This is a genomic window from Streptomyces sp. NPDC026672, assembly GCF_040638185.1.
Taxonomy (GTDB): domain Bacteria; phylum Actinomycetota; class Actinomycetes; order Streptomycetales; family Streptomycetaceae; genus Streptomyces.
Map to the genome: position 1 here is coordinate 1 of NZ_JBEZXS010000076.1, position 19487 is coordinate 19487.

19 protein-coding genes are annotated in these 19487 nt (G+C 71.5%); 16 read left to right on the plus strand and 3 right to left on the minus strand.

All coding sequences use genetic code 11. The features are described 5' to 3' along the window. The first annotated feature begins 124 nt into the window (after window positions 1-124). The 9 genes from AB0F77_RS41550 (at window position 125) to AB0F77_RS41590 (ending at window position 7942) form a co-directional block, all read left to right on the plus strand. Window positions 125-769 (plus strand): HAD family hydrolase, encoded by a 645-nt coding sequence (locus tag AB0F77_RS41550; protein WP_361959471.1) that lies wholly within the window; start codon window positions 125-127, stop codon window positions 767-769. Between the two features lie 93 nt (window positions 770-862). Continuing rightward, window positions 863-1636 (plus strand): VC0807 family protein, encoded by a 774-nt coding sequence (locus AB0F77_RS41555; RefSeq protein ID WP_361959474.1) that lies wholly within the window; start codon window positions 863-865, stop codon window positions 1634-1636. Window positions 1637-1722: 86 nt separating this feature from the next. Next, window positions 1723-2949 (plus strand): MFS transporter, encoded by a 1227-nt coding sequence (locus tag AB0F77_RS41560; RefSeq protein ID WP_361959477.1) that lies wholly within the window; start codon window positions 1723-1725, stop codon window positions 2947-2949. Then, on the plus strand, window positions 2900-4072 hold the full coding sequence (locus AB0F77_RS41565; protein ID WP_361959480.1) for an acetoin utilization protein AcuC: 1173 nt from the start codon (window positions 2900-2902) through the stop codon (window positions 4070-4072). Before AB0F77_RS41560 ends, AB0F77_RS41565 begins: the two co-directional genes overlap by 50 nt. A gap of 133 nt (window positions 4073-4205) precedes the next feature. Next, complete coding sequence (locus tag AB0F77_RS41570) at window positions 4206-5003, plus strand: phosphatase (protein WP_361959483.1); 798 nt, start codon at window positions 4206-4208, stop codon at window positions 5001-5003. Window positions 5004-5132: 129 nt separating this feature from the next. Then, entirely contained in the window at window positions 5133-5342 is a 210-nt protein-coding gene (locus tag AB0F77_RS41575; RefSeq protein ID WP_093781815.1) for a helix-turn-helix domain-containing protein, read from the plus strand. A 133-nt stretch (window positions 5343-5475) separates the two neighbouring features. Then, window positions 5476-5574: an AURKAIP1/COX24 domain-containing protein gene (locus tag AB0F77_RS41580; RefSeq protein WP_003948845.1), complete on the plus strand. Its 99-nt coding sequence runs from the start codon at window positions 5476-5478 to the stop codon at window positions 5572-5574. A 176-nt stretch (window positions 5575-5750) separates the two neighbouring features. Continuing rightward, window positions 5751-6812 (plus strand): NAD-dependent epimerase/dehydratase family protein, encoded by a 1062-nt coding sequence (locus AB0F77_RS41585; RefSeq protein WP_361959486.1) that lies wholly within the window; start codon window positions 5751-5753, stop codon window positions 6810-6812. Window positions 6813-6826: 14 nt separating this feature from the next. Beyond that, entirely contained in the window at window positions 6827-7942 is a 1116-nt protein-coding gene (locus tag AB0F77_RS41590) for a lysophospholipid acyltransferase family protein (RefSeq protein ID WP_361959489.1), read from the plus strand. A gap of 48 nt (window positions 7943-7990) precedes the next feature. Here AB0F77_RS41590 and AB0F77_RS41595 read toward each other — a convergent pair whose 3' ends face one another. The 3 genes from AB0F77_RS41595 to AB0F77_RS41605 all read right to left on the minus strand — a co-directional run bounded on the left by AB0F77_RS41595 (window position 7991) and on the right by AB0F77_RS41605 (window position 11501). Next, entirely contained in the window at window positions 7991-9214 is a 1224-nt protein-coding gene (locus tag AB0F77_RS41595) for a DUF5667 domain-containing protein (RefSeq protein ID WP_361959492.1), read from the minus strand. Window positions 9215-9448: 234 nt separating this feature from the next. Then, window positions 9449-10291, minus strand: coding sequence for an ECF subfamily RNA polymerase sigma factor, BldN family (locus AB0F77_RS41600; protein WP_361959495.1), 843 nt, complete (start codon window positions 10289-10291; stop codon window positions 9449-9451). A gap of 262 nt (window positions 10292-10553) precedes the next feature. Beyond that, on the minus strand, window positions 10554-11501 hold the full coding sequence (locus AB0F77_RS41605) for an HAD-IB family hydrolase (protein ID WP_361959498.1): 948 nt from the start codon (window positions 11499-11501) through the stop codon (window positions 10554-10556). Window positions 11502-11603: 102 nt separating this feature from the next. On the opposite strand from AB0F77_RS41605, the gene AB0F77_RS41610 reads away from it, so the two are divergent. The 7 genes from AB0F77_RS41610 (at window position 11604) to AB0F77_RS41640 (ending at window position 19329) form a co-directional block, all read left to right on the plus strand. After that, window positions 11604-11879, plus strand: a complete 276-nt coding sequence (locus tag AB0F77_RS41610) for a glutaredoxin family protein (RefSeq protein ID WP_361959501.1) — start codon at window positions 11604-11606, stop codon at window positions 11877-11879. Window positions 11880-12114: 235 nt separating this feature from the next. Next, the gene (locus AB0F77_RS41615) at window positions 12115-12876 is read left to right on the plus strand and encodes a redox-sensing transcriptional repressor Rex (RefSeq protein WP_361959504.1); all 762 of its coding nucleotides are present in this window, start codon (window positions 12115-12117) and stop codon (window positions 12874-12876) included. Further along, window positions 12873-14606 carry a glutamyl-tRNA reductase gene (locus tag AB0F77_RS41620; protein WP_361959507.1) on the plus strand — a complete coding sequence of 578 codons (1734 nt, stop codon included), beginning with the start codon at window positions 12873-12875 and terminating at the stop codon, window positions 14604-14606. Before AB0F77_RS41615 ends, AB0F77_RS41620 begins: the two co-directional genes overlap by 4 nt. Continuing rightward, window positions 14603-15562: a hydroxymethylbilane synthase gene (hemC, locus tag AB0F77_RS41625; protein WP_361959510.1), complete on the plus strand. Its 960-nt coding sequence runs from the start codon at window positions 14603-14605 to the stop codon at window positions 15560-15562. The genes AB0F77_RS41620 and hemC overlap by 4 nt, the downstream gene beginning before the upstream one ends. Then, a complete protein-coding gene (locus AB0F77_RS41630; protein WP_361959513.1) occupies window positions 15559-17265 on the plus strand; it encodes a uroporphyrinogen-III synthase in 1707 nt (568 codons plus the stop codon). Before hemC ends, AB0F77_RS41630 begins: the two co-directional genes overlap by 4 nt. 399 nt (window positions 17266-17664) lie before the next feature. Next, entirely contained in the window at window positions 17665-18657 is a 993-nt protein-coding gene (gene hemB, locus AB0F77_RS41635) for a porphobilinogen synthase (protein WP_361959516.1), read from the plus strand. 315 nt (window positions 18658-18972) lie between these two features. After that, on the plus strand, window positions 18973-19329 hold the full coding sequence (locus AB0F77_RS41640; protein WP_361959518.1) for a DUF805 domain-containing protein: 357 nt from the start codon (window positions 18973-18975) through the stop codon (window positions 19327-19329). The last annotated feature ends 158 nt before the right edge of the window (window positions 19330-19487 follow it).

The following is a 19487-nucleotide window of genomic DNA, read 5'->3' on the forward strand; positions in this document are numbered from 1 at the left end:
ATGGTACTGCAGGGGGGACCCTGTGGGAGAGTAGGACACCGCCGAACAAATTGTGGGAAAACCCCCGTGCCTAGGGCACGGGGGTTTTCTGCGTTCAAGGGTCCTTACGCTTAAGGTCGATGGTATGCGCTATGACCTGGTGATCTTCGACAATGACGGCGTTCTCGTCGACAGCGAGCCGATTTCCAACCGGCTCCTCGCCGGCTATCTGACCGAGCTGGGCTTTCCGACGTCGTACGAGGACTCCGTCCGTGACTACATGGGGTCCGCCATGCACCGGGTCCACGATCTGATCGGGGAGCGGACGGGGCGGCTGCTCCCCGACGACTTCGACGACGTCTTCCACGCCCGTGTCTTCGCCGCGTTCGAGCGGGAGTTGAAGCCCGTGCACGGCGTCGTGGAGGTGCTGGAGAAGCTGACGGCCGACGGGGTGCCGTACTGCGTGGCGTCCTCCGGGAGCCATGAGCGGATCAGGGTGGGCCATCGGACGACCGGGCTCGACCGGTGGTTCACGGACGAGCGGATCTTCAGCTCGCAGGACGTGGGGCGGGGCAAGCCGGCTCCGGACCTCTTCCTCCACGCGGCCGAACGCATGGGCGTGACACCCGGGCGCTGCGTGGTCGTCGAGGACAGCCCGCTGGGCGTCCAGGCGGCCGTGGCGGCCGGGATGGACGTGTACGGGTTCACCGCCATGACGCCCGCCGAGAAGCTGGGCGGCGCCACCCGACTCTTCGGCGGTATGGGGGAGTTGGCCGACCTGCTGGTTTGACCCCGGGCACCGGGGCGCCGCTGACATTTGTCACGGCCGGTCGTGGACGATCGTTCCTACTGCCGCACCCCTCCCCTCGGCGAAGCTGAGGGCATGACGACGCAGACGAGCACGGCACAGAGCGGCAAGCCCCGGACCGGTAAGAAGAAGAGCACCCTCGCGTCGCTGATCGTGGACGTGGTGGTGCCCCTCGGGTCGTACTACCTCCTCAAGGACGGACTCGGGACGAGCACCTTCGCGGCGCTCGCCTGGAGCAGCGTCGTCCCCGCGGTGCGGACCTTCTGGAGCGCGGCCAGGGAGCGGAGCCTCAACGCGCTCGCCGCGCTCATCCTCGTGGTGAACGTCGCCTCGCTGCTGATGAGCTTCGTCTCCGGCGACCCCCGGCTGATGCTCGCCAAGGACAGCGGGGTCAGCAGTGTCATCGGCATCGGCATCCTGGTCTCCGTCCTGCTGGGCAAGCCGATGATGACCGTCGGCATGAAGCCCTGGGTGGTCAAGGGCATGCCCGCGCGGGAGGCCGCCTGGGACCGGCTGATGGCGACGTCCCCCGCCTTCCGGCGGACCGAGCGGCGCTTCTCCCTCGTGTGGGGCGTGGTCATGCTGCTGGAGTGCGTGGTACGGGTGGTGGGCGCCTACACCATCCCCGTCGACACGATGGTGTGGCTCGGCACGGTCATCCTGATGGTCGCCATGGCCCTGGCCGTGATCGTCAGCGGCGCGGTGGCCGCCGGACCGATGGCCTTCATGGTGACGGCCGAGACCGAGGCCGCCGCCGACACCGAGGATGCCGGTACCGAGGCCGCTGGCACGGACACCGAGACCCGTTCCGGAACCGCCGTCGCCCCCGCCGTGGCCGCCGCCGGGTGATCGCCCGGCACCCGGGGTGAAGCTGAGGGAAATTCATCTTTGGCCGGATCTACCCACGAGTACGCCGGGGCCCTACGCTCGCCGCCATGACTGATGTGCTGCGGCGCGGTAGGGCCTCGTTGGCGTTGAGCTTCTGCGCCCAGGGCGTCGCCTTCGCCCTGCTCGTCACGCGCATCCCCGCCATCCAGGACCGCTACGGCGTCTCCGACGCGTTGCTGCCGGTCTTCCTCGCGGCCGTGCCGATCCTCGCCGGCGTCGGCAGCGTCACCACCGAGCAGTTGGTCAAGCGCATACCCCCCAGCCGGCTGCTGCGCTGGTCCCAGCCCGTCGTCCTGCTCGCGCTGCTGGGCGTCGGCGCCGGCCGGAACGTCGCCGGACTGGCCGTCGCGCTCGCCGCGTTCGGCCTGGCCGTCGGCGCGCTGGACGCCTCGATGAACATGCTCGGGGTGAGCCTCCAGCGGTCGTACGGGCGCAGCATCATGCTCAGCTTCCACGCGGCGTACAGCCTGGGCGGGATCGTCGGGGCCTCGCTGGCCTGGGTGGGGGCGCACTGGCACCTCGCGCTCTGGGTGTCGTACCTGCCGGTGGTGGCCGTGGTGCTGCCGGCCGCGCTCACGGGGAGCCGCTGGTACGTCGACGACGCGAGCGGGAGCGGGGGCGCGGCGGAGCCGGGGGAGGGCGCGGGGGACGGCAGTGGGGTCGTCTTCAGGATGCTGCTGCCGCTGTGCCTGGTGATGACCTTCGCCTACATCGGGGACTCGACGGTCTCGAACTGGAGCGCGAAGTATCTGAAGGACGTGCTCGGCAGCTCGGAGCAGTTGGCGACCGTGCCGTACAACGTGTACATGGTGACCACGCTGCTCGGGCGGGCCATCGGGGACTTCGGGGTGCGGCGGTTCGGGGCCGCCGCGGTCGTACGGCTGGGCGCGCTGGTCGCGGCCGGCGGGTTCGCGGTGGTGGCGACGGCGCCCGGGGCCTGGGCCGGGATGCTCGGGTTCACTCTGCTGGGGCTGGGGCTGTGCGTCCTCGTGCCGCAGACGTTCGCGGCGGCGGGACGGCTGTTCCCCGGGGCCTCGGACGCGGCCGTCGCGCGGCTCAACATCTTCAACTACGTGGGGTTTTTGATCGGTTCGCCGCTGGTCGGGGCGCTCGGGGACGCGTGGAGCTACCGCGGGGCGATGCTCGTGCCGATGGTGTTGGTGCTGGTGACGTTGGTCTACGCCAGGTCGTTCGCCGCTCAACCGGACCGATACGGTGGCGGACATGAGCGGTCGCGCGCAGCTGATGTGGGACGAGGCGGTAACGGGCTATGACTTCGGTCCGGACCATCCGATGGATCCGGTCCGCCTGGCTCTGACCCGGGGACTGGTCGGGGCCTTCGGGCTGGACCGCGAGGTGGAGGTCGTCTCGGCGAAGCCCGCCGGGGAGTCGACGCTGCGGCTGGTCCACCGGCAGGACTACATCGACGCGGTCAAGGCCGCGTCGGCGGACCCCGGGGCGGCGGACGGGGCGTACGGGCTGGGGACGCTGGACGATCCGGCGTTCGCCGGGATGCACGAGGTGTCCGCGCTGATCGCGGGACAGTCGGTGGGGGCGGCCGAGGCGGTGTGGCACGGGGAGGCGCTGCACGCGGTGAACTTCGCGGGCGGGCTGCACCACGCCATGCCCGCGGCGGCCTCCGGGTTCTGCATCTACAACGACGCCGCGCTGGCGATCGCCCGGCTGCTGGAGCTGGGCGCCGAGCGCGTGGCGTACGTGGACGTCGACGTGCACCACGGGGACGGGGTCCAGGCGGCGTTCTGGGACGACCCGCGGGTGCTGACGATCTCGCTGCACGAGCATCCGCGGACGCTGTTCCCGCAGACCGGCTGGCCCGAGGAGACGGGCGCCGAGTCCGCGGAGGGGACGGCGGTGAACGTGGCGCTGCCGGCGGGGACCGGGGACGCGGGGTGGCTGCGGGCGTTCCACGCGGTGGTGCCTGAGCTGATCGCGGAGTTCCGGCCGCAGGCGCTGGTGACGCAGCACGGGGCGGACACGCACTTCGAGGATCCGCTGGCGCATCTCGCGGTCTCCCTCGACGCGCAGCGGGCGGTGCAGGTGGCCTGCCACGCCCTGGCGCACGAGCACGCGGACGGGAAGTGGGTCGCGCTCGGCGGGGGCGGCTACGAGGTGGTCGATGTCGTGCCCCGCTCGTGGACGCACCTGGTGGGGATCGCCGCCGGGCGGGAAGTGGCCCCGGAGACGCCGGTGCCGGAGGCGTGGCGGCAGGAGGTGTTCGCCCGGACGCGGCAGCTGGGGCCCGGGCGGATGACCGACGGGCGGTGGCCGGTGAGCTGGGCGGAGTGGGAGGCGGGGTACGACCCGGCGGACCGGCTGGACCAGGCGGTCCTGGCGACACGCCGCGCGGTCTTCCCGCTCCGGGGCCTCCTGGCATAAAGGTTTCACCGGTCCGCCCGCCACGCGGCCCCCTCCCGGCGTTCCCTTGCTCCGATCGTGCGGTGTTCCGGTGTTCTCCCCGCGGGGGAAATCCGGGTCGGCCAGCATCGGCGGTGTGTGGAGCGCCGGGCGTATGCGGGAGTATCTGGTGGCCGCACGGCTCGCGGGGGCCGTGGGGACCTCACGGGAGGAGAGCCTGCGCAGTTATCGGCTCTTCGCGGCCGGCGATCCCCGCGCGCTGATCGGAATCGATCCCGAACGGTCCTGGGGACAACGGGACGTGATCGCGTTGATGGCGGACAAGTGCGGGGTTTCGGCCGACCCGGGACGCACGGACGGGCATGATGTCATTGACCCCGGGCGGACCCTGGCGGCCCTGGACGCCTTCGCGGACCGCGTCCGGGACGTGGCCCGCCGCGGCGCCCCCGTGCTGCTCGGCACCGGCCACCCGCACCGGTTGATCGACTTCTACGCCGCGTTGGCAGACGCCTTGTCGACGGCGGGATGTGATGTCCTCAGCCCGGCGCAGGGTCGCTGTGTCGACATAACGACCCAGTTCGGTCTACGCACGCACGACCTCGATTACGTACGAGGTGTGGCGCTGGTCCGTGGGCGTGGCAACGAACGCCCCGGGCGTGAGCCGGGCGCACACACGCACTCACCCGCCCCGGTTCGAACCGCCCTCGCGGCGGCGGCCGAGGGTGGCGGTCCGCTGCCCGAGCTGGTGATCGGGGATCACGGCTGGGTCTGCGGGGCAGGTCAGCTGGGGTTCGAGGCCATCGGGCTGGCCGACACGGACGACCCGGCGCTCTTCGTGGGGGAGGCCGAGGGGGTCGTGTCCGTCGCCGTTCCACTTGATGACGGCGTGCGGTCCGATTACTACCGCCCGCTGACCCGCTACGTACTCAATCGAGCGTGTCTGTCACAGTAGGCCGCCGATGGGTGCACCTCTTCCCCACTCGCATCACCCGCCCCTACATTGGGGAGTGAGCACGCAGCGACGAAGAGTCACCGGAAGGGGAAGCCGGTGGCCGTCGAGTGCGGAAGGTTCAGGTGTGTCATGGCAGCTGGCGAGAGGCCTCTGAACGAGGTTCAGTTCCTTACCGTGGCGGAAGTCGCCTCGGTCATGCGAGTGTCGAAGATGACCGTGTACCGGCTGGTGCACAGCGGTCATCTGCCCGCGATCCGGGTGGGGCGGTCCTTCCGCGTCCCCGAGCAAGCGGTACACGAGTACCTCCGCGAGAGCTATGTGGGGGTGGAGACGGCCTGACGGCGGTCCCGGGAAGTTCACCGGGAGCACCTCGATTACAAGCTCAGCGCTCGGGCGGGTAGGCTAGCCCCTCGTAGGTCGTATGGGCCCATGGCGCCCAGCACCGAGTGATGAGAAGTGAGCGAGGGTAGTCGTGGGCTCTGTTATCAAGAAGCGGCGCAAGCGGATGGCCAAGAAGAAGCACCGCAAGCTGCTCAAGCGCACGCGCGTTCAGCGTCGCAACAAGAAGTAAGGTTCGACGCGGACGCCGCGAGAGCTTGTCGTGTGGCCCCCCACCCGGACGGTGGGGGGCCACACACGTATGCCGAAGGGGGCCGATTCCGTCGCCCGCGCCCCGGCGGTCATCACGGTGCAACGTCGATTCGCTAAGTTGGCCCGCGGCAGGGCAACCGAAGGAAGGCGCAGATCTTGGGCAGGGTCGTGCTCGTGACCGGGGTGGCCCGTCAACTGGGCGGCCGGTTCGTCCGGCGCATCCAGCGCGACCCCGACGTGGACCGGGTCGTCGCCGTCGACGCCGTGCGGCCCGAGCACCATCTGGGCGGCGCCGACTTCATCGAGGCCGACATCCGCCAGCCCACCATCGCGCGTGTCCTCGCCGAGACCGGCGCCGACACGGTCGTCCACATGGACGTCACGGGCACCCCGCTGGGCAGCGGCAGCCGGACCTCGGTCAAGGAGACCAACGTCATCGGCACGATGCAGCTGCTCGGCGCCTGCCAGAAGTCGCCGACGGTGAAGCGGCTGGTGGTGAAGTCGAGCACCAACGTGTACGGGTCCGCGCCGCGCGACCCGGCCGTGTTCACCGAGACCACCCCGGCCAAGTCGCTGCCCAGCGGCGGCTTCCCGAAGGACGCGGTCGAGGTCGAGGGGTACGTCCGCGGCTTCGCGCGGCGGCGTCCCGACGTCGCCGTGTGCGTGCTGCGGTTCGCCAACATCCTCGGCACGACCGCGGAGACGCCGCTCGCCTCGTACTTCTCGCTGCCGGTCCTGCCGACCGTGTTCGGCTACGACCCGCGGCTCCAGTTCGTGCACGAGGACGACGTCGTCGAGGTGCTGCGGATCGCCTCCCACGAGCCCGAGCGGGGCACCCTCAACAGCGGCACCTTCAACATCGCCGGCGACGGTGTCCTGCTGCTCTCGCAGTGCTCGCGGCGGCTCGGCCGGCCCACGGTGCCGCTGCTGCTGCCCGCGGTCACCTGGACGGGTTCCCTGATGCGTACGCTGGGAGTGACGGACTTCTCGCCCGAGCAGATCCGGCTGCTGACCCACGGCCGGGTGGTGGCCACGGACCAGATGCGCGAGACGCTGGGATTCCGGCCCAGGTTCACCACCGCGGAGACCTTCGCGGACTTCGTGCGCAGCCGCGGCCCGGGGCTGCTGCCGCCGGAGGCCGTCGCGGCAGCCGTCGACCGGATCGCCGTGCTGTCCCGCAGGGGCGGCGGCCACCCCCCGACGCAGAGCGCCAACTGAGGAGCGTGGCAACGATGGCGGACGCCAAGGTCATTCCGTTCGACGACGACCGGTCCCGCTCGGCCGCCGCGCAGCGGCAGGGCCGGCGACGCGGTGCGACGCGCGGGACACGGGAGTCCCGCGCGGCCCGTGAGCCACGCGGGGCACGTGAGCCCGGCGAGGCCCATGAGCCGGGTGAGGCACCCGGAGAGCGTGAGGTTCGTGGGGTGCAGCCCCTGCCGGGTGCGTTCGAGGCGCGGGACGACGACTCCGTCACCGGTGGGGAACAGCCGTCACGGCCGTCCGGGGACGGCGGCCTGGAGCAGCGGCTGGCGAGCGGCCTCGCGTTCCTGCGGCGCCGGCTGACCGGGGACTACGACGTCGACGACTTCGGTTACGACGAGGAGCTCACCGACCAGGTCCTGATGTCGCTGCTGCGGCCGGTGTACGAGAAGTACTTCCGGGTCGAGGTGAAGGGCATCGAGAACATCCCGTCCGAGGGCGGCGCGCTGATCGTCGCCAACCACTCCGGGACGCTGCCGCTGGACGGCCTGATGATGCAGGTCGCCGTGCACGACCACCATCCGGCCGGGCGGCATCTGCGGCTGCTCGCGGCGGACCTGGTGTTCGTGCTGCCCGTGGTCAACGAGCTGGCCCGCAAGCTGGGCCACACGCTGGCGTGCGCGGAGGACGCCGAGCGGCTGCTCGGGGCGGGTGAGCTGGTCGGGGTGATGCCGGAGGGCTTCAAGGGCATCGGCAAGCCGTTCGGCGAGCGCTACAAGCTCCAGCGGTTCGGGCGGGGCGGGTTCGTGTCGACCGCGCTGCGCAAGGGCACGCCGATCGTCCCGTGCTCGATCGTCGGGGCGGAGGAGATCTACCCGATGCTCGGCAACGCGAAGACGCTGGCCAGGGTGCTCGGCTTCCCGTACTTCCCGCTGACGCCGACGTTCCCCTGGCTGGGTCCGCTGGGCGCGGTCCCGCTGCCGACGAAGTGGACGATCCAGTTCGGTGAGCCGATCCCCACGGACGGCTATCCGCCGGAGGCGGCCGAGGACCCGATGCTGATGTTCAATCTGACCGACCAGGTCCGCGAGCAGATCCAGCACACGCTGTACAAGCTGCTGGTGCAGCGTCGCTCGGTGTTCTTCTGAGCGTTCTACGGCGGTGGGGTCGCCCCCACCGCCGTAAAACCTGCACTCCTACTCCGCGTCCTCGCTGTCGATGCCCAGGCCGGGCAGGAGGCCCGGGAGGAGCGGGGGAAGCGTGACGTCGGGCCGGCTCGGCAGGGTCTTCTCCGGGGACGGAGAGGCGCTGCCGCTGCTCTCGGGCGGGTCGAACAGGCCGCCCGCGCTGCCGCCGAGCAGACCGTCACCCACGCTGCCGGTGGCCGAGCCGCTGGGGCTGCCGCTGCTCGGCTCCTGGCCCGAGGCCGAACTCAGGCCGCTGCTGGGCGCGGTGGGATGCGCGCCGAAGGTGTCGCTGGGCGTGGAGCCGGAGCCCTGCCGGGCGCCGTCGCCGGTCTCGGCCGGGGTCTGCGGGAGCAGCGACTGGAGCGGCGCGACCTCTTCGTCTATGGCGTCGAAGACCGAGGAGACCTGGTCGCTCAGCTCGCCGAGCTGGACCGGCAGCCGCTGGCGCAGGTCGCCCCAGACCTCGCGGTGGGAGCGCGAGAAGGTCGACAGGGCCTGGATGGGGCCCAGGGACCCGGGATCGCGCTCATAGGCCGCGTGCAGCAGGCGGTGGCCCTCGGTGACGTCGTGCTGCATGCCGGACAGGGTGCGGCGGATCTCACCGATCGACTCGTGGTCGAGCTGTCCGCCGCGGTCCCGTTCCATCAGCCGCCTGGCCTCGCTGAGCCTGGTCGACGCCTGGTCGAGGTAGGTCTGGCCGCGCTCGTCGTCACCGTCGGACAGATAGTTGAGCCTGATGTCCTCGATGCCGCGCTTGAGGCCGTACAGCGAGTCGCCGGGCAGGGCGTCCGAACTCGCCGCGGCCACCCCGCCGAAGGCTCCGGCGGCCACGCCGACGCTGAGTCCGCCGGCGGCCAGGCCCTTGGTCAGCCGGGACTTCGGCCGCAGCTTGCCCAGGGGGCTCGCCCGGTGCGCGCCCCTGGCCCGGTGGGACCGCTGCTCGGGCACGGACGCGTCGTCCGTCGCCCCACCCGCGGTGCCCTCCTGGAGCATGGCCTCCATCGCCGCCACCAGCTGGGCGCGTTGGACGACCTTGACCTCCGGGTCGAGCGTGGGCCTGGGCAGTGCGGAGAGGCTCGAGGCCAGGGCCAGCAGCTCGCCCCGCTCGGTCCGTTCCGCGCCGGCCGGAGGGGACTCCTCCGGCTGCTCGGCCGCCGTGTCCTGGTCGGACTGCTCCTCCAGGGCCTGGGCGAAGGCGTTCGCCCGCCGGTGTGCCGATACGTTCGCGATCACTGGCGGCACCTCCTCTCGTCATGACGGTCGACTCCCCAGGGGGTCCTGAGGGTTGCACGCCCACGAGCACTTCACACGATCGAGCGATCAGGGTCGGGCAGGACGTGACCACAGGGAGCCTGTATCCCGCACAACGACTGGCGCGGCACTTGGGTTACGGATGCCCGAGGACCGGATCGGAAAGACAACAGCCTTTCACGGAGCGTGAGTTGGACGTGGCCGACCGTGGTGGTGTCAGCGGGCGTCGTCGGGCAGGAGCCGTGCCAGCGTGCGCACGGCGCGGTACTGGAGGGTCTTGATGGCGCCCTCGTTCTTCCCCATCACCCGGGCGGTCTCCGCGACGGACAGCCCCTGGAGGAAGCGGAGCGTGACGCACTCCTGCTGCTGGGGGTTGAGCCGTCGTACGGCGTCGAGCAGTGCCGCGTTGGAGAGCGATTCGAGGACGGAGTCCTCCGGGGAGCGTTCGACCTCGTTCGCGTCCAGCATCTCACCGGTGGTGACCTCCAGACGGAAGCGGCTCGACTTGAAGTGGTCGGCGACCAGGTTGCGGGCGATCGTGACCAGCCAGGCGCCGAAGTCGCGGCCCTGCCAGGTGAACGTCCCGATGCGGCGCAGGGCGCGCAGGAACGTCTCACTGGTGAGGTCCTCGGCGGTCGCCTTGCCGCCCACGCGGTAGTAGATGTAGCGGTAGACGGTGTCGCTGTACTGGTCGTAGAGGCGGCCGAACGCCTCGGCCTCGCCGGACTGGGCGCGTTCGACGAGATCCATCATCCGGGCGCTGTCGCTGTCCGCGGCCGGGCGGCGCGCGGTGGTGGTGCCCGTCGCCCGTCCCCGTCTGCCGGCCACGCTGCCGCCCACGCGGCCGTCGCCCGAGCGGCGGCCCTCGACGACGGCGCCGCGCGCCGGACTCTGCTCGATGCCGTCGGCCAGCGCGTAGCACGGGCCGACGGGGGTGGTGGCGAAGGCAGGGACGGCGTACGCGGCGGGGACGACGCCGCGCAAGAGGTCTTGGACCGTAGCGACCGTTGCGCGCAGCGTAGCCAGGCCCGAGGTGTCAACCCCGACGTGTGGGTACACGGGACTCCCAGAGGCAGAGCTTCCATCACGTGCAGTGCGGGACCGTTCACCCGTCGTGGCGACGGAGGGGTACCGGTATGCGTCTGAGGAGAATAACGCTTCGTACAGGCCCTGCTACGCCCAGTTGCTCAAATCATCGATTACGTCGCTTCCGTAACCGGTTGACGTCCGTTCAAGTGTCGGAGGGTGACCGTTTGTTGATCGAAACGGTGCGGTTTTCCTGCGGAGCTGAGGCGTGTTGACAACCGGCGACTGCCGGCGACTACCGGCGGCGGCGGTGCAGCGCGATCGCCGCCGCCGTGCCGCCGGCCACCGCGCCCACGCCCGCCGCGGCGGGGATGCCGACCTTGGCCGCCTTGCGGCCGGTGCGGTAGTCGCGCAGCCGCCAGTCCTTCTCCCGGGCGTGCCTGCGCAGCTTGGTGTCCGGGTTGATGGCGTAGGGGTGACCGACCAGCGAGAGCATCGGGATGTCGTTGTGCGAGTCGCTGTACGCGGCGCAGCGGGCCAGGTCGAGCCCCTCCGCGGCGGCCAGCGCGCGCACCGCCTCCGCCTTGGCCGGGCCGTGCAGCGGTTCGCCGACCAGCCGGCCGGTGTAGATGCCGTCCACCGACTCGGCGACCGTGCCGAGTGCGCCGGTCAGACCGAGGCGCCGGGCGATGACCTGGGCGATCTCCACGGGCGCCGCCGTGACCAGCCACACCTTCTGGCCCGCGTCCAGGTGCGCCTGGGCGAGTGCCCGGGTGCCCGGCCAGATGCGCTCGGCCATGTACTCGTCGTAGATCTCCTCGCCGATCGAGCTGAGCTCGGCGACGCGGTGGCCCTTCACGATGGACAGCGCGGAGTCGCGCGCGTCCTGCATGTGCTCCGGGTCCTCGACCCCGGCGAGCCGGAACCACGCCTGCTGCCAGGCGAACCGGGCCAGGTCGCGGGTCTCGAAGAACTTCCGTTTGTACAGGCCGCGACCGAAGTGGAACAGGGCGGCGCCCTGCATCACGGTGTTGTCCAGGTCGAAGAACGCGGCGGCCTTCTCGTCACCGAGGACCGGGAACTCGGGTTCCCCCTCCGGGGCCCCGGCGCCGTCCGTGACGTCCGCCACGTCCAGGCTGTCCTGCGAGGACTTGCGCGCGGCCTCCGCCGACGCCTCGCCTGCCAACACGCTCCGCGCCGTGGCGGAGCGCCTACGGGGAGTGAGCCATCCAAGAGCGGCCATGGCGTGAGCATAGCCAGTCCGTTCGGTGCTTCCGGAGTCGAGAGGTTGGGTGGCCGTGAACTCTCCGCGACCGTCCCGTTAAGCGGGTGGACAATGGCCGCCATGAGTCCCCTCTTCCGACGGAACGCGGCGGCCCCCCGGGACCGGCTCGTCACGCTCGTGCGCAAGCCCGGCTGTCATCTGTGCGACGACGCGCAACTCGTGGTCGAGAAGGTGTGCGGCGACCTCGGTGTGTCCTGGGAGGCGAAGGACATCACTCAGGACCGGCAACTCCACGACCAGTACTGGGAACAGATTCCGGTCGTCCTGGTCGACGGTGAACAGCACACCTTCTGGCGCGTGAACGAGCAACGGCTGCGCACGGCACTGACCGACTAGTCCAAAGCGGTCGGAAAGTCGCTTAGGATCAACGGCGGGTTGGTCTTGGGGGCGAGATTCACGAGGAGAGTGAGCGGTTTTGCCCCCGGGACTGAAGCGCGTGACCCCGGTCACTTTGGCCGGGCAAAACGGACACCATCTTTGTGCACGCGTTCACAAAGACATAGCCTGCTGTCGACGGGGCGGTCTGGGTACGTGTGACCGCCCGCAGCCCCGCTCTACCCGCAGGAGCACCGTGGCAACTGGCCGAACTCACCGACCGGCGACCCGTAGCCGAGGGATTCCCGAGGCCACCGTCGCCAGGCTTCCGCTGTACCTCCGAGCACTGACCGCACTGTCGGAGCGCTCGGTACCCACGGTCTCCTCGGAAGAGTTGGCCGCCGCCGCGGGGGTCAACTCCGCGAAGCTGCGCAAGGACTTCTCCTACCTCGGCTCCTACGGGACCCGCGGGGTGGGCTACGACGTCGAGTATCTCGTCTACCAGATCTCCCGCGAACTCGGGCTCACCCAGGACTGGCCGGTCGTCATCGTCGGCATCGGAAACCTGGGCGCCGCGCTCGCCAACTACGGCGGGTTCGCCTCCCGCGGCTTCCGGGTCGCCGCGCTCATCGACGCCGACCCCGCGATGGCGGGCAAGCCCGTCGCCGGCATCCCCGTGCAGCACACCGACGACCTCGAACGGATCATCGCCGACAACGGCGTCTCCATCGGGGTGATCGCCACCCCCGCGGGCGCCGCCCAGCAGGTCTGCGACCGGCTCGTCGCCGCCGGGGTCACCTCCATCCTGAACTTCGCGCCGACCGTGCTGACCGTCCCGGACGGCGTCGACGTGCGCAAGGTGGACCTCTCCATCGAACTGCAGATCCTCGCCTTCCACGAGCAGCGCAAGGCAGGCGAGGAGGCCGCCGCCGACGGCGCCGCCCCGGCCGCGGTCACCCGCAGGGAGTCCACCGACCAGGGACCCGACGGGGACGTGCCCGCCGTGATGCAAGCATGAGCCTCCTCGTCGTCGGACTGAGCCACCGCAGCGCCCCGGTCAGCGTCCTGGAACGGGCCTCGCTGAGCACGGACGCCCAGGCCAAGCTCCTCCAGGACACGGTCGCCGCCGAACCGGCCACCGAGGCATCGGTGCTCGCCACCTGCAACCGCATCGAGCTGTACGCGGACGTCGACAAGTTCCACGCCGGCGTCGCCGAGCTGTCCACGCTGCTCGCCCAGCACAGCGGGGTCGGCCTCGAAGAGCTCACCCCCTACCTCTACGTGCACTACGAGGACCGGGCCGTCCACCATCTGTTCTCGGTGGCCTGCGGACTCGACTCGATGGTCGTCGGCGAGGGCCAGATCCTCGGCCAGATCAAGGACTCCCTGGCCAAGGCGCAGGACCTGCACACCGCCGGACGCCTCACCAACGACCTGTTCCAGCAGGCCCTGCGGGTCGGCAAGCGCGCCCACTCCGAGACCGGCATCGACCGCGCCGGACAGTCCCTGGTCACCTTCGGCCTGGAACAGCTGGCCGCGGGAGCCGAGGTGCGCGGCTGGGCCGAGGGCAAGAAGGCCCTGGTCATCGGCGCCGGCTCGATGTCGTCACTGGCCGCGGCCACCCTGGCCCGCGCCGGGGTCGCCGAGGTCGTCGTCGCCAACCGCACCCCGGAGCGCGCGGACCGTCTCGCGCGGATCCTCACGGAGAGCGGCGAGACGGACGTGGTGGCCCGCGCGGTACCGATGGACGCGGTGCCGTTCGAGCTGACACGTGCCGACATCGCCGTTTCCTGCACCGGGGCGACGGGACTCGTCCTCACCGCGGACCGGATCGCCGAGGCCGTCGAGGGCCGCACCGGCACGCCCGTCGCCGACGGCGCCGCCACGGCCGTACGACCCGAAGCGCGCCCCGAGCCGCTGCCGCCCACCAGCGTCGGCACCGAGGACGGCTGTCCGCTCGACCTGTCCGCCGTGCAGGGCACCGCCGGGTTCTCCGTGCACGGCGAGGCCGCCGTCGCCGGGATGGGCGCCGCCGAGCTGGAGCGGCACGCGGCCTGGGTGGACAAGGGCGACGCCACCGGCCGCGCCCCGCGCACCCCCGCCACCACGACCGCGCCCGACCCGGCCGAGGAGAGCGAGGCCATCGCCGCGCTCGCCGCGACCGCCGCGCTCGTCGGCCGCATCCCCGAGCGCCGCAGGCCCGAGCCCGTGGCCGAGATACCCCGCCCTGCGCCCGCGCTCTTCCTGCTCGACCTGGCCATGCCCCGCGACATCGACGCGGCCGTGCACCGGCTGCCCGGGGTGCGCCTCGTGGACATCGAGTCGCTCGCCGAGGCGTCCGCCGACGCCCCGATGGCCTCCGACGTCGACCAGGTCAGGCGTATCGTCTCCGACGAGGTCACGGCCTTCGGGGCGGCCCAGCGGGCCGCGCACATCACCCCCACCGTGGTCGCCCTGCGCACCATGGCCGCCGACGTCGTCGCGGGCGAGATCGCCCGGCTCGACGGACGCCTGCCCGACCTGGACGAACGCCAGCGCGGCGAGATCCGCCAGGCCGTGCACCGGGTCGTCGACAAGCTGCTGCACGCCCCGACCGTACGGGTCAAGCAGCTCGCGGCCGAGCCCGGCGGCGCCGGGTACGCGGACGCGCTGCGCACCCTGTTCGACCTCGACCCCGAGACGGTGGCCTCCGTCTCCCGCGCCGAGGACAGCAACGAGAAGAACGCGAAGAACCGAGGGCCGGCATGAGTGACAAGGCACTGAGGCTCGGGACCAGGCGCAGCAGACTCGCCATGGCCCAGTCCGGGCAGGTGGCGGACGCCGTGAGCCAGGTGACCGGACGGCCGGTGGAGCTGGTCGAGATCACCACGTACGGCGACACCTCCCGCGAGCACCTCGCGCAGATCGGCGGCACCGGTGTGTTCGTCACGGCGCTGCGCGACGCGCTGCTCAAGGGCGAGGTCGACTTCGCGGTTCATTCGCTCAAGGACCTGCCGACCGCGCAGCCCGCGGACCTGGTGCTGGCCGCCGTGCCCGTGCGCGAGGACCCGCGCGACGTCCTCGTCGCCCGCGACGCGCTCAAGTTCACGGACCTGCCCCGCGGGGCCCGCATAGGCACGGGTTCGCCGCGCCGCACGGCGCAGCTGAACGCGTACGCGCGCGTCCACGGGCTGGACATAGCGACGGTTCCGGTCCGGGGCAACGTCGACACCCGCATCGGGTACGTCCACGACGGCACGCTGGACGCCGTCGTGCTGGCCGCCGCCGGGCTGAACCGGCTCGGCCGCAGCGAGGAGGTGACCGACTTCCTGTCGGTCGACACCGTTCTTCCGGCCCCCGGCCAGGGGGCCCTGGCGATCGAGTGCGCCGCGGACCACGCGGACCTCGTCGCCATGCTCGCCGAACTCGACGACCCGTTCACCCGGGTCGCCGTGACCGCCGAGCGGTCCCTGCTCGCCGCCCTGGAGGCCGGCTGCAGCGCACCCGTGGGCGCGCTCGCCGACCTTCTGGCCGACGGGCAGATTGTCAAGGAAATGCGCCTGCGGGGCGTCGTCGGTACGACCGACGGCTCCCGCATGGTGCAGCTGTCCACCACCGGTCCCGTGCCCGAGACGTACGACGGGGCAATGGCGCTCGGTCGCGAACTCGCCACCGAGATGCTCGCCCAGGGCGCGGCCGGTCTGATGGGGGAGCGAGCACAGTGAGCCCCACCACTCTTCCCGCCGGCCTCGATCACGGGCACGTCACCTTCCTGGGTGCCGGACCCGGGGATCCGGGACTGCTGACTCTGCGCGCCGTGGAGGCGCTGGCGAACGCGGACGTCCTGGTCGCCGAGCACGACGTGCTCGACGTGATCCGCGCCCATACCAGGCAGGGCGTCGCCGTCGTGCGCACGGACGCGGATCCTTCGTCGGACACGTATCCGGGCACGGGCACGCCTCAACTGACGGTTGTTGACGGCGCGTCAACAACCGCTGCTGTCCCGTCCGTGCGGGATGCGGCTCATCTTGTCATGGAGGCCGCGCGGGGCGGCAGGCGGGTCGTCCGTGCGGTGTCCGGTGACCCCGGGCTCGACACGTACGCCGCCGAGGAGATGCTGGCGTGCGTCGCCGCCGGGGTGCCCTTCGAGGTGGTCCCCGGTGTCGCGACCGCGGTCGGCGTGCCCGCGTACGCCGGTGTGCCGCTGCGGGACGCGCAGGGCGCGGACGTCCGGTTCGTGGACGCCCGTACGGCCTCCGACCGGTGCTGGACGGAGGTGGGCGCCTCGGACGGCACGGTCGTCGTCTCCACGTCCCTCGACTCCGTCGCGGCGGCGGCCGGTGAGCTGGTGGCCGCGGGCCGCAAGCCGGACACCCCGCTGACGGTCACCGTCGCCGGTACGACGACCCGGCAGCGCACCTGGACCGCGACGCTCGGCACGATCGCGCAGACGCTGAAGCAGGCGAAGGTGCTGCCGTCCCCGGACGGGGGCCGGCCGGTGATAGCCGTGGTCGGCGAGCGTTCCGCCGCCGCCCAGCGCGACCAGTTGTCCTGGTTCGAGTCCAAGCCGCTGTTCGGCTGGAAGGTGCTCGTGCCGCGGACCAAGGAGCAGGCGGCGTCCCTCTCCGACCAGTTGAGGTCGTACGGGGCCGTGCCGCACGAGGTGCCCACGATCGCCGTCGAGCCGCCGCGCACGCCCCAGCAGATGGAGCGGGCGGTCAAGGGGCTGGTGACGGGCCGCTACGAGTGGATCGCGTTCACGTCGGTCAACGCGGTGAAGGCGGTCCGGGAGAAGTTCGAGGAGTACGGGCTCGACGCGCGGGCCTTCGCGGGGATCAAGGTCGCCGCGGTGGGGGAGCAGACGGCGAGGGCGCTGGTCGCCTTCGGCGTGAAGCCGGACCTGGTGCCGAGCGGGGAGCAGTCGGCCGCGGGGCTGCTGGAGGACTGGCCGCCCTACGACCCGGTGTTCGACCCGATCGACCGGGTGTTCCTGCCGCGCGCGGACATCGCCACGGAGACGCTGGTCGCCGGGCTGATCGAGCTGGGCTGGGAGGTGGACGACGTCACGGCCTACCGGACCGTGCGTGCCTCGCCGCCGCCGGCCGAGACGCGGGAGGCCATCAAGGGCGGTGGCTTCGACGCGGTGCTCTTCACGTCGTCGTCGACCGTGCGGAACCTGGTGGGCATCGCCGGGAAGCCGCACAACGTGACGGTGATCGCGTGCATCGGTCCGGCGACGGCGAAGACCGCGGAGGAACACGGGCTCCGGGTGGACGTGATGGCTCCGGAGCCGTCGGTGCACAGGCTGGCGGAGGCGCTGGCGGACTTCGGCCTGCGGCGGCGCACTGCCGCGCTGGAGGCGGGGGACCCGGTGACCCGGCCGAGTGAACGCCGCCCGGGAGCGAGACGGCGCCGCACGACGACGTGACAACCTCCACCCACCCACCCACCCGACTCGGCAGACCGAGAGGTCCCGCACCGGGCCGAGCGGTGGGTGGTCTCGGTTCGCGCCGAGGCGGGGGTCGGAAGGTCGCGGCGGGCGCGTTGAGGTCGGCGGGCTGGGTCGGAAGGTCGCGGCGGGCGGGTTGAGGTCGGTGGGCCGGGGGCGGGCCGTTGGGCCGAGTGCGTTGAGGTTGGCGGGCCGGGGGCGGGCCGTCGGGCCGAGTGCGTCGGCGTCGGTGGGCCCGGGGCGTCGGGGTCGGCGGGTCGGGGCCGGATCGTCGGGTCCGGTGTGTTGTTGTCGGGCGGTCAGGGGTGGCTTTGCGGGGCCCCCGGGGTCGACATGGCGTCGGTAAAGGTGGGGGTGGGGCGGGCGTAGCGTAGGGGTATGACGAAGTACGGATCGTTTCCCGGTGCCCGTCCCCGGCGGCTGCGTACGACGCCCGTCATGCGGCGCATGGTCGCCGAGACCCGGCTGCATCCCGCCGACTTCATCCTCCCCGCGTTCGTCCGTGAGGGCGTCGCCGAGCCCGTGCCGATCGAGGCCATGCCCGGGGTCGTGCAGCACACCCGGGACAGTCTGAAGAAGGCCGCCGCGGAGGCCGTCGCCGCGGGGATCTCCGGGATCATGCTCTTCGGCGTGCCGGAGGAGTCGAAGAAGGACGCCGTGGGGACGCCGGGCACCGACCCGGACGGGATCCTCCAGGTCGCCATCCGGGACGTGCGCGCCGAGGTCGGGGACGACCTGCTCGTCATGTCCGACCTGTGCCTGGACGAGACGACCGACCACGGGCACTGCGGGGTGCTGGACGAGCAGGGGAGGGTCGACAACGACGCCACCCTGGAGCGTTACGCCGAGATGGCCCAGGTGCAGGCCGACGCCGGCGCCCATGTGGTCGGGCCCAGCGGCATGATGGACGGGCAGATCGGCGTCGTCCGTGACGCGTTGGACCAGATCGGCCGCGAGGACGTGGCCGTGCTCGCCTACACCGCCAAGTACTCCTCCGCGTTCTACGGCCCGTTCCGGGAGGCCGTCGGCTCCTCGCTGCGGGGCGACCGGAAGACGTACCAGCAGGATCCCGCCAACCGGCGTGAGTCGATGCGGGAGCTGGCGCTCGACCTGGAGGAGGGCGCCGACATGGTGATGGTGAAGCCCGCCGGGCCCTACCTCGACATCCTCGCCCGGGTCGCGGACACCGTGGACGTGCCGGTGGCCGCCTATCAGATCTCCGGCGAGTACTCGATGATCGAGGCCGCCGCCGAGAAGGGCTGGGTCGACAGGGACCGGGCCATCCTGGAGACGCTGACCGGAATCAAGCGGGCCGGGGCGCGCAACATCCTCACGTATTGGGCCACCGAGGCCGCGCAGCGGCTGCTCTGAGGGTGTCCGACCGGCCGGATCCGGACACGGTTCGGAGTCGTTCCGATACCGAAGCGGTGAGCGTACGGCGTCGGTGTGGAGTCATTTCGGGCACGGGAAGGACTCGGTTCCGGGAACGTCCGGATACGTCCCGGGGAATGATCGTTGATCTTGGACGGGTCTGTCCGGAAAACGACGTTTGACGGTGGACCCTTCCGGTGTGGTCCGGGCCACGGAACGGGGATGACGAGTTCTCGTCAACCTCCTTATCCTCTGCGCCTGGCCTGATCCGTTCCGGAGGGGTCCTCTAGTCACGTCGATCCCTGGGGGGACGTTATGAACTACTTCATCGAGGCGCTGAAGAAGTACGCGGTGTTCAGCGGGCGCGCGCGCCGCAAGGAGTACTGGATGTTCGCGCTCTTCTCGATCATCGTCTACGCCGTCTTCTTCGCGATCGGCTTCGCGATCAAGGCCCCGTACATCGTCGGCATCGTCGGGCTGGCGCTGCTGCTCCCGGCCTGGGGCGTGGCCGTGCGCCGGCTGCACGACTCGGGTCGCTCCGGCTGGTGGCTGCTGTTCGGGATCATCCCGCTGGTCGGCCCCATCACGCTGCTGGTCTTCTACTGCCTGGAGAGCGAGGCCGGCACCAACAAGTACGGCCCGAACCCCAAGGAAGTTCCCGCGTTCGCCTGATCCGCGGTCAGCGACAAGCGATCCGCGATCCGCGTCGCGGGGGGGGGGGGGGGGGGGCCCCCGGGGGGGGGGGCCCCCCCCCCCCCCCGCCCCCCCGGCCCCGCCGTGTCAACACGCCCCGCCCATCTGCGGGCGTACGCCTTTGCTTCACCTCTGTC

Bases quoted from the DNA above. Each gene is read 5' to 3' on its own strand.
- AB0F77_RS41550 (WP_361959471.1), top strand. From the start codon at position 125: ATGCGCTATGACCTGGTGATCTTCGACAATGACGGCGTTCTCGTCGAC.
- AB0F77_RS41555 (WP_361959474.1), top strand. From the start codon at position 863: ATGACGACGCAGACGAGCACGGCACAGAGCGGCAAGCCCCGGACCGGT.
- AB0F77_RS41560 (WP_361959477.1), top strand. From the start codon at position 1,723: ATGACTGATGTGCTGCGGCGCGGTAGGGCCTCGTTGGCGTTGAGCTTC.
- AB0F77_RS41565 (WP_361959480.1), top strand. From the start codon at position 2,900: ATGAGCGGTCGCGCGCAGCTGATGTGGGACGAGGCGGTAACGGGCTAT.
- AB0F77_RS41570 (WP_361959483.1), top strand. From the start codon at position 4,206: ATGCGGGAGTATCTGGTGGCCGCACGGCTCGCGGGGGCCGTGGGGACC.
- AB0F77_RS41575 (WP_093781815.1), top strand. From the start codon at position 5,133: ATGGCAGCTGGCGAGAGGCCTCTGAACGAGGTTCAGTTCCTTACCGTG.
- AB0F77_RS41590 (WP_361959489.1), top strand. From the start codon at position 6,827: ATGGCGGACGCCAAGGTCATTCCGTTCGACGACGACCGGTCCCGCTCG.
- AB0F77_RS41605 (WP_361959498.1), bottom strand. From the start codon at position 11,501: ATGGCCGCTCTTGGATGGCTCACTCCCCGTAGGCGCTCCGCCACGGCG.
- AB0F77_RS41610 (WP_361959501.1), top strand. From the start codon at position 11,604: ATGAGTCCCCTCTTCCGACGGAACGCGGCGGCCCCCCGGGACCGGCTC.
- AB0F77_RS41620 (WP_361959507.1), top strand. From the start codon at position 12,873: ATGAGCCTCCTCGTCGTCGGACTGAGCCACCGCAGCGCCCCGGTCAGC.
- hemC (WP_361959510.1), top strand. From the start codon at position 14,603: ATGAGTGACAAGGCACTGAGGCTCGGGACCAGGCGCAGCAGACTCGCC.
- hemB (WP_361959516.1), top strand. From the start codon at position 17,665: ATGACGAAGTACGGATCGTTTCCCGGTGCCCGTCCCCGGCGGCTGCGT.
- AB0F77_RS41640 (WP_361959518.1), top strand. From the start codon at position 18,973: ATGAACTACTTCATCGAGGCGCTGAAGAAGTACGCGGTGTTCAGCGGG.